General features: G+C 43.6%; 11 protein-coding genes. 10 read left to right on the top strand and 1 reads right to left on the bottom strand.

The window, feature by feature from the left end:
* Window positions 1-1,442, bottom strand: a 1,442-nt coding sequence (locus AB4167_RS10160) for a tandem-95 repeat protein (protein ID WP_372136483.1), incomplete at its 3' end; no start/stop codon positions are given.
* Window positions 1,443-1,632: 190 nt separating this feature from the next.
* On the opposite strand from AB4167_RS10160, the gene AB4167_RS10155 reads away from it, so the two are divergent.
* From AB4167_RS10155 to AB4167_RS10110, 10 genes are all read left to right on the top strand, one after another.
* A complete protein-coding gene (locus AB4167_RS10155) occupies window positions 1,633-1,992 on the top strand; it encodes a hypothetical protein (protein WP_372136482.1) in 360 nt (119 codons plus the stop codon).
* A gap of 2 nt (window positions 1,993-1,994) precedes the next feature.
* On the top strand, window positions 1,995-3,344 hold the full coding sequence (locus tag AB4167_RS10150) for an HlyD family type I secretion periplasmic adaptor subunit (protein WP_136982770.1): 1,350 nt from the start codon (window positions 1,995-1,997) through the stop codon (window positions 3,342-3,344).
* 3 nt (window positions 3,345-3,347) lie between these two features.
* On the top strand, window positions 3,348-5,579 hold the full coding sequence (locus AB4167_RS10145; protein ID WP_029235405.1) for a response regulator: 2,232 nt from the start codon (window positions 3,348-3,350) through the stop codon (window positions 5,577-5,579).
* Complete coding sequence (locus tag AB4167_RS10140; RefSeq protein WP_372136481.1) at window positions 5,554-6,978, top strand: TolC family protein; 1,425 nt, start codon at window positions 5,554-5,556, stop codon at window positions 6,976-6,978. Before AB4167_RS10145 ends, AB4167_RS10140 begins: the two co-directional genes overlap by 26 nt.
* A complete protein-coding gene (locus tag AB4167_RS10135) occupies window positions 6,968-8,554 on the top strand; it encodes an ABC transporter transmembrane domain-containing protein (RefSeq protein ID WP_052879653.1) in 1,587 nt (528 codons plus the stop codon). Before AB4167_RS10140 ends, AB4167_RS10135 begins: the two co-directional genes overlap by 11 nt.
* On the top strand, window positions 8,551-10,689 hold the full coding sequence (locus AB4167_RS10130; RefSeq protein WP_136979487.1) for an ATP-binding cassette domain-containing protein: 2,139 nt from the start codon (window positions 8,551-8,553) through the stop codon (window positions 10,687-10,689). The genes AB4167_RS10135 and AB4167_RS10130 overlap by 4 nt, the downstream gene beginning before the upstream one ends.
* Before the next feature lie 108 nt (window positions 10,690-10,797).
* On the top strand, window positions 10,798-11,172 hold the full coding sequence (locus tag AB4167_RS10125) for a hypothetical protein (RefSeq protein WP_017060464.1): 375 nt from the start codon (window positions 10,798-10,800) through the stop codon (window positions 11,170-11,172).
* Between the two features lie 213 nt (window positions 11,173-11,385).
* Entirely contained in the window at window positions 11,386-14,589 is a 3,204-nt protein-coding gene (locus AB4167_RS10120) for a response regulator (RefSeq protein WP_372136486.1), read from the top strand.
* Window positions 14,590-14,599: 10 nt separating this feature from the next.
* Window positions 14,600-15,076 carry a hypothetical protein gene (locus AB4167_RS10115; protein ID WP_017060466.1) on the top strand — a complete coding sequence of 159 codons (477 nt, stop codon included), beginning with the start codon at window positions 14,600-14,602 and terminating at the stop codon, window positions 15,074-15,076.
* A gap of 1 nt (window position 15,077) precedes the next feature.
* On the top strand, window positions 15,078-16,169 hold the full coding sequence (locus AB4167_RS10110; RefSeq protein ID WP_102321120.1) for a porin: 1,092 nt from the start codon (window positions 15,078-15,080) through the stop codon (window positions 16,167-16,169).
* The last annotated feature ends 83 nt before the right edge of the window (window positions 16,170-16,252 follow it).

Here is a 16,252-nt window from a genome sequence, read left to right as displayed (position 1 = left end):
TTGAAGTTCTCATCTGGCGTGATGGTGAAGCTGCCGTCATCATTAGCTACAACCGTTGCATCACCGTCAACCGTTAGGCCGCTAGCAGTAAGGTCATCGCCTTCAACATCAGATGCTTGTGATAACAGTTGCTCTTGGCTTAGACGGATAGAACCATCTTCGTCGATTGAGTACGCTAAATCGCCTGACACAGGTGCATCATCAACGGCAGTTACACTTACATCGATGTTGGCAGAGACCGTATCGGTGCCGTCTGATACATCGAAGCCGAAGTTTACGTCGCCATTGAAGTTTTCATTTGGCGCAAAGGTGTAAGTCCCGTTGCCGTTGTCGGTCAGGATACCGTCGCCACCATCGTAGGTCACACCTTCAACCGTTAGGTTGTCACCTTCAATGTCTGTCGCACCAGAAAGGAGGTCAGCGTCGGTGAAGACAAGAGTTCCATCTTCCTCGATTTCAAACGTTTTATCTTCAGGAACAGGCGCGTCATTAATCGGACGTACCGTTAAATCAATTGCGCTACTAATCGTTTCTTGGCCGTCACTGATATCGAAAGTAAGGTCAAGTTCACCATTAAAGTCAGCTGAAGGAACAACGGTGAAAGTACCATCACCATTGTCTTGAACTGTTGCATCAGCACCAACTTGAACGTTGGAAGCAACAAGCTCGTCCCCATCTACATCACTTGCGTATTCGAGTAATTGTTCTTGAGTGAATGTTATGGAGCCATCTTCATCCATGATGTAAGCCAGATCTTGTTCAGCTTCTGGTGCATCATTTTCACTTTCGACTTTGATTTTAAACGTTTCGCTTACCGTTTCAGAATCAAAGTCATCTTCTACTTCGCTGATGGTCTCTTCGTCAGAAGCTTGAACATCAACTGCAAATGTCTCTTCTACTGTTTGTGAATCTAGCTCATCACCAACTTGTTGGTCATCCGACTCTGAAGATGTCGCACTCGGCGCTGCTGATGTACGCGCAGCTTGACCTTGTTCTTCATTACCTTCCGCGTCTGCGCCACCTGTCGCAGCCTCTGCGTTATCACCACCTACAGCTTGTGCGCCCGCTCCAGCTCCGCCACCACTGCCAGCAGCGTTATCCGAACCAGCGTCAGAAGCGGCTCCACCAACTACATTGGATTGTGCAGCGTCTGAATCTCCATCACTTTCTGGCGTCTCTTCTTGCACAGCCGCACCAGAAGCAGAGGCATCTTCAGCATTACCTGCACCACTCGGATTTTCGTCTAAAGCCTGGTTAACTTCGTCTGCCGCATCCGCATTTTCAGCACCCGTCGCTATTGTCGACGCAATCGTGTTTTGTTGATTTTGTTGATTCTGCTGTTGGGAGGGCGTACCCGCGTCGTTCGTGTCCGTTTGTTCTACCGCGTCATTTAGATCTTCATTTTGGTTGTTTTGGTTATTTTGGTTATTTTCGCCTGCCATTACAGCCTCCGTTGCTACTAGCTAACTGATCGTATTTATAGAGGCATTAAAGGACATCATTTTGAAAAACCAATTTTTTATACAACATTTTTCATAATTTCTTTTTAAAGAGAAAGAATCAAAAAAAATTTGAAAACTGCCTTTAAAGATCCTTAGTTATTGTGATTAAAGCAATTAAGGCAGTGGAGCGATGATAGACATGACGAATTTGTTGCGCTCGGTCGACAACAACCACAAAGGGCTGCAATTGCTATTAGGCGACTTTTACAATGACTTTTCTGACGCAGCCCTAAATATAGAAGCGCTTCATAACGGTAATCATTTTGATGAACTCAATAGTTACTCAAAACGATTGAAGACCATCTTAACGTTGCTTTGCGACCAAGACCTTCCGCCAAAAATGGCCAAATTGGAACATTTGAGTAAGCACGAATTCCCTGCACCTGAAGAGCTTTTAGAGGATGTAAAAACTGAATTGCACAACGTCAATCGACAAATCAATCACTTGTTGGACATTAAGGAAGTAATAGATGACAAGTCATCGAGGTAGTCATGAGCAATAACCAAATAGAACATCACTTAAGAAAAGCGCTCGTTTCTAATAATGAGTCTTCTAAGGTCACAGCTGATGACACCATTGTGCTTGCAAGTGCCATGACCAGTGTTCACAAAACGTTGCTCATTATATTCTTGCTCGCTTTGGTCGCTATTGCGGTGGCGTCACAAGCACGTATCGATATTGTTGTTTCTGTACGTGGCGAACTGCTATTGGAATCGGATGTTGAGAAAGTTCAGCATTTAGAAGGCGGGATATTAGAAGAATTGTTAGTCAGAAAAGGGGAAGTCGTTTATGAGGGCCAACCTATCGCTCGAATACGCTCACTTGACCGTAACACTCAACTTGATACCGTCAATACTGAAATTATTCAGATAGAGCTCGATAAGATTCGTTATGAAAGCTTACGCGACATGATAGAGCCTAACTTCGACGCTTTCATTGAGAAATACCCTGAGCAAGTTCAGGTCAACATGAATACCTGGAGACAAGAATTCTCTAAAAACCGTTCAAATGAAGAACTCATTACACACGATATTAAGCACAAGAACTCGTTGATCAGTTCAATGTTAAAGCGTCGCAAAAGTTCAGAGAATCAACTCTCTCTGATACGTAAGCAGCTCAACATCAAAAACACCCTCTATAAAGAAGAGATGGCGTCTTATGTCGACGTTCTTAACATGAAAGTACAAGAGTCGAATATGGTGCGTGAGATTGAGAACCTTGACGAATCTGTGATGAATGAGCGTTTCCAACTCGACAAACTGGAAAAGCAACACCGTGACTTGGTTGAGAATCGAAACTCTGAGTACCAAGCACAAATCATTCAAGCGAACAAAGACCTCAAGCTAAAGCGAATCTTACAACCGCAGCATTCCGACAAGGTTGATCGCCTAGTCGTCTACTCGCCAGTCGATGGTGTGGTCGATAAACTTCACTTCAATTTCCGTTCTGCTGTGATTCCGCCAGGAGAAAGTATCGCCGATATTGCCCCAATAAATAATTCGTTACACGGTGAAGCGAAGATCCCACGTAAAGACATGGGATTTGTCGAAATTGGTCAGGCAGTGAAAGTAAAAATGGATACCTATAACTTTGCAAAATACGGGTTTGTTGAGGGAACCATCGCCTCAATCAGCCGTTCATCATACGAAGAAGAAGACGCTGAATTCTATTTAGCTGAGATTGAAATTGACCGAAACTTTCTTGAACGAGGAGGCACTCAATACAAGTTATCACCTTACATGGAGTTTACCGCTGATGTGAAAACAGGCTCGCGTCGCGTGATCGAATACGCTGCGAAACCGGTGATGTCAGCCATCGAGGATGCTTTCGATGAGAGATAATCAATGAGCGGTAAACCTTCGTACAATATTTCCATACCCGCCCTACGTCTAAGCATACTATTTAGCGTGGTATTGGCTGCGCTCGCTTTCTATTTATACTTTTCTTGGTCAAAAATAGATTCAGTCGCACAAGTGCAAAGCGCCCCACTGCTCATACAAGCCCAGAAGCTTAATCAGACCATAGAACAAGATATTCAAACTCTGCAACAATGTTTAAGTACCAACACTTGCGGCACTAACGAATTCAACCTGGTTAACTTGAAGCTTGAAATTGATGAATTTCGCTCTTTAGCCTCGTTGAACAAAACCGAGTTCAGCTTGGTTGGGGCAACTGAATACACACAACTGGAATTGGCGATTAATCGTTTCTCCGATAGCGCAAAAACACGTAACGACGTATTAGGCTTGTACCTTTCATTGACCAATAACTATCTGCAGATGGACGACAACTATCGCACCATGTTTAACAACCATGCAAATGACTTAATGTCAGAAAAAAACGAGTTCTTTATCTGGTTGTTTATGGTGGTCGTGATATTGGCTGTGATTACGATTCTATCCAACTCAGTTGCTATGTTGAAGCTAAAGAAATCCAGTTCTAACGAACGCGAAATCGACTATGAATTCGATGCCCTGTATCAAGAGCTGAAGCAGCTAGATTTACAACGTCTTGAAGAGCTTCTTAATGAAGTTAGCATCAACCCCAAGCAGCGTCAGATTTACTCTCATCTCAAACTTATTTTCAGTAAATTAGAAGACCAAAAGCGCAATAACGATCTCTACAAACAGTTGTATGCGCTGATCGGTTATGAGATTCGCGGAATTACAAACACCATCAACGGTGGTGTCCAATATCTGGTTCAAGAAACCGATGAAAACGGCGTGTTGATGGCGAACGATATTACCTCTGCGTGTAGCACACTATCTGAGTTAGCAGAAAACTATAATCGCTTGATATCACAGGGTACGGAAAGCAAGTCGAAAGAGTTCTCTTTACTGAGCGTGTTATCTGAATTAATGATTCATATCAGTGCCAAAGTACAACGTAATGAAAGCCAACTTGACTGTTTTATCTCTGACAACTTACCGAATCGTGTTGCAGGCCAATCCACCAGCTTATTCTGGATACTGTTCCTTCAACTTTCTAACGCTATTCAACTCAAATCAAATAAGAAACTGTTTGTAACGATTGAATCGGGTGCGGCTTCAGACATGGAAAATACCCGTGTCACCATCAACCTCAACTTCTTATCAACACTGGATGTTTCTGTTGCCAAGCTCAACAAACTCCATTGGAGCGCACACAAAGACCATACAGCCAGCACAGATGACTTAGCGAAAAGCGTTCTGAAGGATTACGGATATTACGAGAGCCACTGGTTCCAGTCAGGGGCTCAGGAACGTTTTCAGATCGAGCTTGATCTTAAGGCTAAGAACTTCCACACAGAGAAAACTCGCTTTGATGGCAAGCGTTTACTCTTGTGTGCTAATACTCAAGTTCGCATCGATGTGATGAAGAAAATGCTCAGTAACTTGGGGCTTGATATCACCGAGATTCGCACTGCAAATGAGCTTTTCTCAGCGGCGAAAACGTTCGGTGATTACGATGCGATAATGTTGACCGATACCTTTGAACCCAACAAGCTGCCGTCGTTGAGCAAGACGGTGAAATCTCAGCTTAAGAACCACCCAAATACCAAGTTACTGTTGTCAGTGACCAACACTCAGCAAGCACAAGAGTGTCATAGCTTCGTCGACAAAATCATCAACGCTCCTGCTATCCCTTACGAGTTCATTCCAAACCTACTCACCATTATGGAAGCGGAAGCATCGGAAGAACAGATGGAAAACAGCTCATTCCTTATCGTAGAGGATGACCGAGTTCAACAAATTTTACTGAAACGAATCTTGACCAAACAAGAATATGAACCAGACATGGTTGGCGATGGCGCCGATGCCGTGAAGCACTTTATGAACAAGCGTTCTGACATCATCTTCATGGATTGCATCATGCCGGGTATGGGTGGCATCGAAGCCACAAAACGCATTCGCCAATTCGAACAAGAAAACGAGAAAAACCCTTGTACCATCATAGGTGCAACCGCATTGACCAGCAGTAACGAACACCAGGCTTGTATTGAGGCCGGAATGGATTACGTAATCAGCAAACCTTATAAAAGCGACCAAATCATCAAGGTGATCAACAAGTATGTGGCGGTACAAAAACTTAACTAGCAGCATCATAGCTGCGCTTACATTAAGCACGACACCTTCAGCATCGGCGACTACCCTGCTTGAAGCGGTAGAGCTCGGCCTGCAAAACAGCCTGTCTCTTCGCGCTAGTGATAAGGGCGTGGAAGAAAACGAGTACAACATTGGTATCAGCCGCTCAAAATTTCTTCCTTCCCTCAATGGTGCTGCCGATACCACATGGAATGAAAATGAAACCTTGCTATCAAGTGTGCCTGATGAAACTTCAAGCTATAACTCGAACAGCTACAGCCTTTCCCTTTCTCAATCGATCTTCAATCTGGGCGATATTTTCAAATATGGGACGGCAAAGCTCGACTTCAACATTGAAGAGATTAAACACGAGAACAAAATCCAAAGCACTATTTCAGAAATCGGCTCTCAATACTTTGAGTATTTGAAAAACAACGCACAAATTAAAGCGACCAAGGTAGAGCTTAAGTCGTCTGAGACGCGTGAACATCAAATGCGACGCAATGTGGAACTCGGCAATACAGCCGCCAGTGAGCTTTACGAAGTGATTGCTCAGAAAGAAGGTGTGTCGAATCGATTGAGAACCTTGCAGAAAGACCGTCGCGTCATTCTCAACGGGCTATCGATTCAGATTCAATACCCTATCACTCCGTCTCAAGATATCTACGAAAGTGTGCCTTTAAAAGAGATAAACGAAACCGAACAACGATCAATCATGGATCAAGCGTTAAAGCTCAACAACGACTTGTTAGTGGCTAAGAAAAACGTCGAGAGAAGCCGCAGAAGCTTAAAAGAGAGCGGTTCGAACTTCTTACCGACAGTATCGCTTTCAGCCAGCTATCGACACGATGACGCCAATAACTTCGACAAAACCGACATTACAGCGACAGGCGAAAGTAACTCAACCAGTGTTGGCTTAAACCTCGCCGTGCCTATCTTGTCCGGTGGTTCTGATTACTATGGTTATCAGAAATCATCAACGGCTATCGAGCGTACTGAACTGCTTTACCAAGATGCGCTTTACACCACACGTAACAGCGTGAATACCTCCGTGCTCAACATTAACGATTTCTCGCAATCTATAAGCAGTTACGAAAACATCATTCGCGCCAACTACGCGTCTTATAAAGGGATCCAAAGGGCCTACCAATTAGGCACGCGTACCATCACCGACTTGCTGGCGGCGGAAAGTAAACTGTTCAGCGCGTTAAGAGACTACGAAAGCGCACGATACGACTACATCATCGAGACCATCAAGCTTGAGCAAATTAAAGGCATACTCTCGATTCAATCTATCGAAAACGTGATGCAATTAATGAGCGATATTGAAGGTCGCGACAATCAAGATTTGGTGCCGAAACATCTTATCTCAACGGATTCATTGAGGAAAGGAGGCCGTAATGCAAACTGAGCAATTTTCGCAAAAGATCAACATGGCAGATAAGTGTTATCTGACTTTCTCAACGATAATATCGACCCTGTTTGGTTTGGTACTGCCCTTCTCTATTCTGATCATTTTTGACCGAGTGTTACCCAACCAAGCACAAGATACGCTGTTCTTATTGTTCGCGATTATTTTGATTTCCATCTTCCTCGACTACCACTTAAAAAGTCAGGAAGAGAAGATATCTTCCGTCATCATGAGGCAGTTTGAAACCAACCTAACCAACAAGGTATTCCAATCCATCTGTTTGGCAGAAATCTCTAAATTCCGTCGTTTGGAGCCAGGCGAATACCTAGAACGAATCTCAACGATTCCTGAACTTAAGACCTTCTTTGGTGGAGAATCGGTTCGAGCGCTTATCAACCTTGCTGTTAGCGTGATTACTATACTTATCATCGGTCTCATCAACATATGGGCTGGTATTACCCTTCTAATTGCCTCGGCCGTCTTAGCGATTTTCGCTTGGAGCCTTTCCAAACAGAAAATTGGTAGCTTGCAGAATAAGTCAGACATCGAAGGGTTAACTACCTCCAAAATCATTGAGATCATCTCTAGCCCGCTTGATATTAAAGCGCGAAACATGGAGTACCGCGTTGAAAGCCTGATGACACAAATGGTCGAAGAGCGTGAAGTGGAGAACATCAAATATGAGCAAATCGAGTCGAACTTTGGCTTGATTTTGGCGCTCATCCAACAGCTATCCATTGCTTGCGTTGTTGTGGTCTTGGCGACTGCCGTAATCAATATGGAATCGAGTCAAGGCATCATGGCCGCGATCATCATGCTAACCAACCGTTACTTTGCGCCATATCAACAGGTAATGAGAACCGCGAGCCGCTGGGAGTTAAACAAACTCCATATCCAACGTATCGCTGACCTCCTTGAATTGGCCGCCTCTGTTGAACACCAACATGAAACAACAGAAGTTGAACGTATTTCGGTTAAGTATTCTGAAAAGCAGCGTATCGAGTTCGAACTCGGACAAGCCTATTTGCTGACAGGGAAAAGTGGTTCAGGTAAGACCCACCTCGCTAACTGTATTACGCGTCAGAACAGTGATAGCAAACTCGATATCATGATTAACGACACGCCTTTGGATGACGTCAATTACAACGTTTGGCGTAACAGTGTTCTGATGGTTGATAAGACCAGTTCGTTCGTAGAAGGGACGATTATCGATAACCTGACCTGTTTCCGCCCAAGCTTGAATAACACGGCGTTTGCACTGTGTGAAACCATGAACATCAAAGCGCAAATTGATGGGCTTCCTGCCGGGTTTTATACAGAACTCAAAGGCCATATGCGTAACCCATTCTCTCGCCAAGTTGGCTACGCCTTATTATTAGTTCGTGCCCTGCTCGCCAGTAAGCGTGTATTGATATTCGATGACATCGATTGTGTCTTTGATGAGGAATTTGCGAGAGTCGTTCTCACCAGTACGGCTTATCGCGCCAATGACAAAATATTGATCATCGCCAGCAATAAAATGGACAAACTTAATCACCGCCTCAAACGCGTAAAACTTACCGGAGGTGACCAATGAGTATCCTAGTTGACTTCAATAATGTGCCGCAACGTGTCTTGGATTTTGAATCTAGTGGATACGACGAACGTTACAGTCAATCGCCACTTATTCGTGGTTTGGCCTACACCCTGATAGCACTCGAATGGGAAGGCACACCCGCAATACTCAGCGATGCTTTTATTCCAAAACCCAAAGATGGCGACAGCTTTACAGCAACCATAGAGCGCCTTGGATATCGCTGTGATGTTACTAAACTAAAGACACTCGAGAATATCGATAAGCACCCACACCCATGCTTTATTGAAATAGAGAATCTAAGTGCGATTTTCTTAGGCACCAAAGATGGAAAGTTGCTGCTGTTTGATTACACGAACAACAACACCATTGAATACCCAATGTGCAAAAAGCCCTGTTTGCTGATTGCGATTAGCGAATATTCTCGTCTGTTCCGCGAACCACCTCCGGAATCGCAAGACAGAAGTAATTGGATTAAATACGCTTTCTATCGTTATAACAATGAACTTAAAAGCCTGATCATTCTGAGCTTCGTCATCAGTATTCTCGGTGCATTGCAGCCATTCTTTATTATGAGTGTATATAACTTCGCACTGACTTCGAGCTCCGAAGCCACACTCTATTGGTTAACCTTATTCGCCATTATTGTTGGCTTCTCGGAGTATTTCTTTAAAAAGATGCGGGTAAATATCATTGCCACGTCCGGTAAAGATCTCGCCGTGCACATCTCGCAAGCCGTTATATCTAAGCTGCTGTGGCTACCTTATGCGATGACATCTACAGCTGGGGTCTCTTCTCAGTTAGCGCGTTTGAAAGATATCGATACCTTCCGACGCTTGGTGACCGCAGAATCAACGCTTAGCTATTTTGATATGCCGTTTGTGATTGTATTTATCATCGCCATTGCTCTGATGTCTGGTACAGCGGCATTGGTGGTGATGGGCGGCTTAATACTGATGTTAGTGTTCTGTATTTACTCGCGCTATATCTACTCGCAAGCCACATCCAAAAGTTCGCGTGCCAATGCGATGGTTTCGTATCAATGGAATGAAATTCTTCGTGGTATCAAGACTATCCAAGGCCTGCCTTTACTTCGTGTCGTTCAATCTCGATTCAGCGCATCGCATATGCAAAGCACCAGCGATGCAGAGAACGTTGCCGTAACGAACAGTAAGATTCAGGCCGCTGGCGGTAGTTTGATCCAAGTGATTGGCACAGCAAGTATCGTGACTGCAGTTATTGGCGTGATGGAAGGTACTTCTGATGCGGGTGCCATGCTCGCGACCGTTATTCTGGTTTGGAAAGCGTTAGGCCCAATCATGGGTATCTATAACTCAATTTCCAAGTTCCAGTCGATCAAAGCTTCGTCCGCACAGATCAACAATTTAATGTCGATGAATGACGACAAATTGACCTTAGAAAAAAGCCCACCTATTCGCCTGTTCCAAGGAAGCATTGTGGGCAGCGGAGTCAGTCACCGATATGCAGGAGCCGCAACGGGTTTAACTAACTTGGGGTTCAAAATCCCACCCAGTGCCAAAGTGGTCATTTGTGGCCCTACGGGCTGCGGTAAAACCACCTTAATTTCAATCATTGCTGGGTTAGAAGACCGCTATCAAGGCGCAGTCTCTGTCGATGGTTACAACATTAAACAGTTCAATAGCTACCGTTATCGCACCTCGATTAACTACATCCCTTTTAATTTGCATATTTTTGAAGGCTCACTCGAGACCAATTTCATTCTACACAACGGGCTGATTCCAACAGACAAGATGCAAGAGATGGTGAGCTTCTTCGAGTTAGATGAATGGCTTCCGGAAGGCTTAGCTACTCAGTTAAGCGTGGATAAATGCAAAAGTCTCCCGAATGGAATTCAACAAAAATTGCGTCTGGCACTCGGCTTAGGTAACTGTGAGCAATCTCTGATTATTATTGATGAGCCATTCAATGGTGCAGAAAATGAAAATGCGCAGTACTTTAACCGTTTGTTCAGCGATAAGTTGCTGAATAAAACAGTCATTTTTTCGACCAACGACCCTGGTTTGATCGCAACATCAAACATGAGTTTAGTGTTAGAGCCGGATGGAAATTTGAAATATTTTGGCTTAACAGACAAATACTTAAACAGCTTAAGCTAAAACCTCAACGCTTAATCACAATTCACTATTTAGGGAAATGGATATAATTGACAAATTCATAAGCGAGAGGGATGATTCGCCCCAATACCACAGGTAACAAGGAAGAATATGTACACATTCGTTGCAGACAAGCTTGATGTAGCTTACTTATCCGCAATTCCTGAAAACCACCAACTTCAGGAGTGCGATGTACCTGAAGAAGAGATGGAGCTTCGAGAGATCGTTGAGGTTTGGTATGAGTCTGCCTTCCTACCCGCTTTCAATCTTCAGAAAATAGACATTGAGAACAAAGCAGAGCTCACCATCGTACAAATGCACGTATTCAGCAATGATACGAGCACACTCGCCTTCCTACTAAAAAACAGAGTGTATCGCGCCGCACTTAACAGAATGCTCGGTATTTGGACATTAGAACCCTCTGCAAAAACCGTATTAGAGCAACTTCTTTTCGAATTAAGCCTCGATAACAATCGTCCTCATTAGTAAGCTTTTTAAGTGATTCATCAATAAGCATAAAATTAAACAAACTGCCAAACGCTATAAATTACTAATAAAAGAACGCATTTCAAAATAAGCTCTGGAATCACAAGAACTTATACCTCTCCCACACTTACGTAAAATTTACCGTTTCAAAGTTTCCATATCGGCATTTTTATTCTACTGTTTTTATATAACGACAGTTGGATGGATCCTTATATGGCGATTACGGTTTGGAATAACCTTTCAGTCAAACATAAACTCTTTGGCTTAGTTCTACTTCCCATTTCATTATTACTCTTCCTAGCAGGTAGACAGGCTTATATATTAACGACTCAGTTAACCGATTTTGAACGAACCAATCAGTTATCTGTCTATCTTCAAGATATTTCTATTTTGTATAGAAGTACCTTAGCCTCTAGCCCTGAAGAGTTTGCTACTCAAAGCAACCAAGTAAAGGCAGAACTTAAAAACCTGTCTCCCATCATTTTTTTAGACGCATCTGATGAAATGAATCAACTTGTTGCCGATTTCAGCGAAGCGACCTTATCGACGATGCAAGTGACTGACACTTACGATAAATTGGATGCCCTCGAATGGCAGAGCGATTTATACAAGCAACTGTTACTTGAAGTAGAGAAAGTCCCTTTTGAAAACACTAAACGTGAAATTCAACAGCACCTCACTGCCCTTCAACAACTTGAGTGGTTGATGTTTTGGTCGAACGAAGAGTTCAAGCTTGGTAGTTCACTGATTGAGATCTTCCAAATCAGCCAAGAGTACGACCCAGAACTCGCCGAACAGATCAAAACCTTGAGTGAAAGACAGCAATTGTTCTTAGAGCGCTTTGTTTCATTGAACGCCAACAAACATCAAGTTTCTTTGATGGTTGAAGTGTTTCGAAATGATGTGTTTGCTCAAAGCCAAGAGATAAGAAGCGCGCTACTCGACCTAAATACAATCAGCCAACTGACGCCACAAGAAGTGTCTGTCGGCTTAGAAGCGATGAGCGCACGGCTCAACTTATTACAAAGCCTTGGCGGCGTAATCAAGCAAGAGTTTCAACAAGAAGTTGAGCAAGCCATCTATGACGCGCAAATACAACGAACCCTGTTTATTTCAATCGTCGCTTTGCTGGCAGCGATTGTTATGGGTTTAACTCTTAGCTTGGCGAGACAAGTCACTAACAACCTTAATTTGGTGTTAGCTTTCTTAAAAAGCGAAAATGATGACACGCGCCCTTCTTTAGATAAATTAATCCAAGGTAAAGATGAACTCAGTCTGTTTGCTCAGCAAGTTGAACGATTGACCATCGAACGAGAGCTCGCGAAAGAGAGATTGACGGTAGCAAAAGAAGACGCAGAGAGAGCCAAAGAGGATGCCGAACACGCGAAAGACAACGCAATACAAGCCAGCAAAGCAAAAAGTAGCTTCTTGGCCAACATGTCTCATGAAATTCGCACCCCGCTCAATGGTGTTATTGGTATTTCGGAAATCCTCGCAGATACGCCGCTTACACCGACACAACGTGACTATGTTGATACGATCGAAACTTCATCCCAACTGCTCCTTAGCTTAATCAACGATATCTTAGACTTCTCTAAAATTGAGTCTGGCATGCTATTAATCAGCCCGCATTCTGCATCGATTAGAGAGTCGATATACGACATCGCCTCTATTGTGGCACCAAAAGCGAAAGAACAAAGAATATCGATTAACGTTGATATCAGCCCAGATACACCAGCTCGCGTGATGATCGACGATCACCGCTTAAGACAGATCCTAATGAACTTTATGTCGAATGCAGTGAAGTTTACGGCTGAAGGTGGCGTAACACTGTCGATCAAAACACTCGAACAATCTGATGATAATGTCACCATTCGATTTGCCGTTCGCGACACAGGTATTGGTATCGATAAACAACAACAGAAGCAAATATTCGAGCCCTTTGCTCAAGAAGATGACTCAACTACACGTCAATTTGGCGGTACTGGTCTTGGCCTCGCCATCAGTACACAGTTGGTCGAACTGATGGGCGGGCAGATTCAGCTCGATTCAGTCAAGGGGGAAGGCAGCTGTTTCTACTTCGACTTAGAATTACCCGTTGACTTGATACTGCCAAAACCAAGTACAGCAACGGCTGATATTTATGTGCTGGGTAACGAAAACATGCTCTCCGAGCGAATCGAGTCCGACCTTAACCTTTATGGTTTGAAGGTTACCGATAAAACGAATGATATAACGGCAATTACAGAGCAGCTCTCCACTCAAAAACACACTAAACCTATTACTGTTGTTTTCGCCGAAGATGACGCATTCCTAGCTAATACCCACGCAGATAACTTAGAAAAGCTGCACCAAAACGGCATCACTATCTGTTTGATACGTTCCTTCTTAAGTGAGCCAGCGGATCTTGGTGACAGCGTTACTGCACAAGTCGCACAGCCCCTACTCGGCTTGCGTTTAATTAAAGCTATTGAGCTTTGTGATACACGAGGTTTGGCGGAACTATCAGAAGCAAGCCAGACATCAGTCGAGATCCAACACAAAATCCTCATCGTTGAAGACAACAAGATCAACCAAAAAATTGCTGGTCTTCATGTCGGTAAAAGTGGTTTTGAATTCGAGTTCGCTAATAATGGTCAAGAAGCTGTGGACATGTTCACCGCTAATCCTCATTACGCGGCGATACTCATGGACTGCATGATGCCGGTTATGGATGGCTTTGATGCAACAAGCAACATCCGAAGAATTGAAAAAGAAACAGAAGCGACGCGACGCATCCCTATCATTGCATTGACCGCCAGTGTCATCGATGACGATATTCAGAGGTGTTTCGACGTTGGTATGGATGACTATGTACCAAAACCATTCAAGTTCGAAATGCTTAAAGAGAAAGTACTCACCGCGGTAGAAGCTATGCCACTACCAGCTTCCTATAAAGCTCAACCTAAGAAACAACCTGCAACTGTCACTCCAATTATCAACGGGGCTGCGACCAAACGTACTTTGCCTGAAGAAGCGGAACAAAACGCAATTCCGAGCAAATCAGAGAGAATCTTGCTAGTCGAAGACAACCGCGTCAATCAAAAAGTAGCTTCTATCATGCTGAAGAAGGCCGGATATGCCTTTGAAATTGCAGACAACGGACAAATTGCCGTTGATATGTACCAGAACGACAGTAGCTTCGACATTATTTTGATGGATTGCATGATGCCTGTTATGGACGGTTTCACGGCAACTAAGGAGATTCGAGAACACGAGAAAAACCAAGGCTTAAGCAAAACTCCTATTATCGCGTTAACCGCCAGTGTTATCGATGATGATATTCAAAAGTGCTTTGATTCCGGAATGGATGGATACGTAGCGAAGCCCGTAAGAAAAGAAAAGCTATTCCATCAAATAGAAAGTGCGACTTGTTAGGAGATACCTCATGGATTGGATTAGAACAATAAAAACACTTCCCCGCAGAGTCATGTTGCCAGTCGCGGTAGGGCTATTAGGAAGCTTGCTTTTTCTAAGCCCTGCTCACGCCGCTGAAGATTATGCCATATTTTCTTTAGACTCCGGATTTGAAGAGATATCAATAAACAAAGCGCGAAAGCTCTATAGAGGGAAAACTAAGCACCTCAATGGCAAACGTGTTGAACTGTCTGATTGGCCTGAGAACAGTGCCGAAAGAGAGGACTTTTATCAGCTTTTGCTTGGAAAAAATGCCGCTCAAATGAATGCACACTGGGCTGGTTTATCTTTTTCAGGAAAAGCGCGTTATCCAAGAGAAATCAAAACGGCGTCAACCGACAGCTTAGTCGACTGGCTTGATGACAAACCAAACCGTATTGGTTACTCCCCACTCTCTTCGGTTCCTCAAAATGCCAACGTTCTCTACGTTATAAGTTCGGAGAAATAATATGAAAAGAATAATTACGTCAGTGTTATGTGCCTCAATGGCCTCTCCGGCTTTTGCGAATATCGAACTTACCGATAATTTATCCTTGAGTGGCTTTGGCTCAACGTCTTGGGCAACATCGGATAACGATAATCCATTAATCATCAACCGCGGTTTTACTGATGAGAGCTGTTACGACTGTGATACCACATTTGGTGTTCAACTCGATTACTTCTACAACTCATTCAAAGCTTCCGTGCAAGTTGTCAAGCCACCCCAATATGATTGGAGTGAGCCGCAGCTAGAGTGGGCTTACTTAGGTTATGAATTTAATGACTTTGATGTCAGCATTGGTCGATTACGACTACCATTATTCCTTGCCTCTGAGTACTACTATGTAGGCCAAGCCTATATGACCGCGAGGCCACCTACAGAGGTGTATAACAGCGTTCTCGGAATCACAGCTTTCAATGGCATAAAAGTGAGCTGGACTCACGATGTCAGTGACGAAGCTACTCTTTTACTTACTCCGTTTATCGGCATAAAAGATAAAAATGACGTAGATTTCAACTCGACTACAAAACTGGAATTTGAAACCAACCGAATGTTCGGTGCCAATCTTCAATTGAGCGGTGAAAACTATCGTTGGAACTTGTCATTCCTCGACTCCAATTTTGATCAAACCGTTTCTGGCACGATTACAATCCCTGGGACTTCGATAACAGCTCCATTCAGTAGCAAACAAGACAACCAACACATTCAACTTTGGTCATTAGGAGCAGAATACGAACTGGGTCAATTTGTTTTGACAAGTGAAGGACAGATCAGTGACATCTCGTCCTCGATGTACGCTAGTTTGGGCTACAGACTAGATTTATTCACTCCATACGTCGTTTACGGAGCAGAGTTTGATTCTCACGAACACCTAACAGGAAACAGCTACCTAATTGGTGTGGATTACGATGTGTTACCTAACGTCTCCATCAATGGCGAAGTGCAATATTTTGAGGCTCGTAAAGCAAACGGTGCCTTTGTTGAGAATTTCAACGCACTTACTGGTTTTGATGACAAAGATGCCGTCCTTTATACCATCATGTTGAGTTTCGTCTTCTAACCCAAAATTAGACAATCACCATTAAATAAAAGCCCAAGGTAATCAAATAACCTTGGGCTTTTTAATGGTTCATCGCGGCTTTC

Source organism: Vibrio sp. 10N.286.49.E11, assembly GCF_041469505.1.
In the GTDB taxonomy this organism is placed as follows: Bacteria; Pseudomonadota; Gammaproteobacteria; order Enterobacterales; family Vibrionaceae; genus Vibrio; species Vibrio crassostreae_C.
The sequence above is the reverse complement of the archived record's forward strand: the minus strand, read 5'-3'. Positions and strand labels throughout refer to the sequence as shown.

Coding starts and splice junctions, on each gene's coding strand:
- AB4167_RS10155 (WP_372136482.1), top strand. CDS start 1,633: ATGATAGACATGACGAATTTGTTGCGCTCGGTCGACAACAACCACAAA.
- AB4167_RS10150 (WP_136982770.1), top strand. CDS start 1,995: ATGAGCAATAACCAAATAGAACATCACTTAAGAAAAGCGCTCGTTTCT.
- AB4167_RS10145 (WP_029235405.1), top strand. CDS start 3,348: ATGAGCGGTAAACCTTCGTACAATATTTCCATACCCGCCCTACGTCTA.
- AB4167_RS10140 (WP_372136481.1), top strand. CDS start 5,554: ATGTGGCGGTACAAAAACTTAACTAGCAGCATCATAGCTGCGCTTACA.
- AB4167_RS10135 (WP_052879653.1), top strand. CDS start 6,968: ATGCAAACTGAGCAATTTTCGCAAAAGATCAACATGGCAGATAAGTGT.
- AB4167_RS10130 (WP_136979487.1), top strand. CDS start 8,551: ATGAGTATCCTAGTTGACTTCAATAATGTGCCGCAACGTGTCTTGGAT.
- AB4167_RS10125 (WP_017060464.1), top strand. CDS start 10,798: ATGTACACATTCGTTGCAGACAAGCTTGATGTAGCTTACTTATCCGCA.
- AB4167_RS10120 (WP_372136486.1), top strand. CDS start 11,386: ATGGCGATTACGGTTTGGAATAACCTTTCAGTCAAACATAAACTCTTT.
- AB4167_RS10115 (WP_017060466.1), top strand. CDS start 14,600: ATGGATTGGATTAGAACAATAAAAACACTTCCCCGCAGAGTCATGTTG.
- AB4167_RS10110 (WP_102321120.1), top strand. CDS start 15,078: ATGAAAAGAATAATTACGTCAGTGTTATGTGCCTCAATGGCCTCTCCG.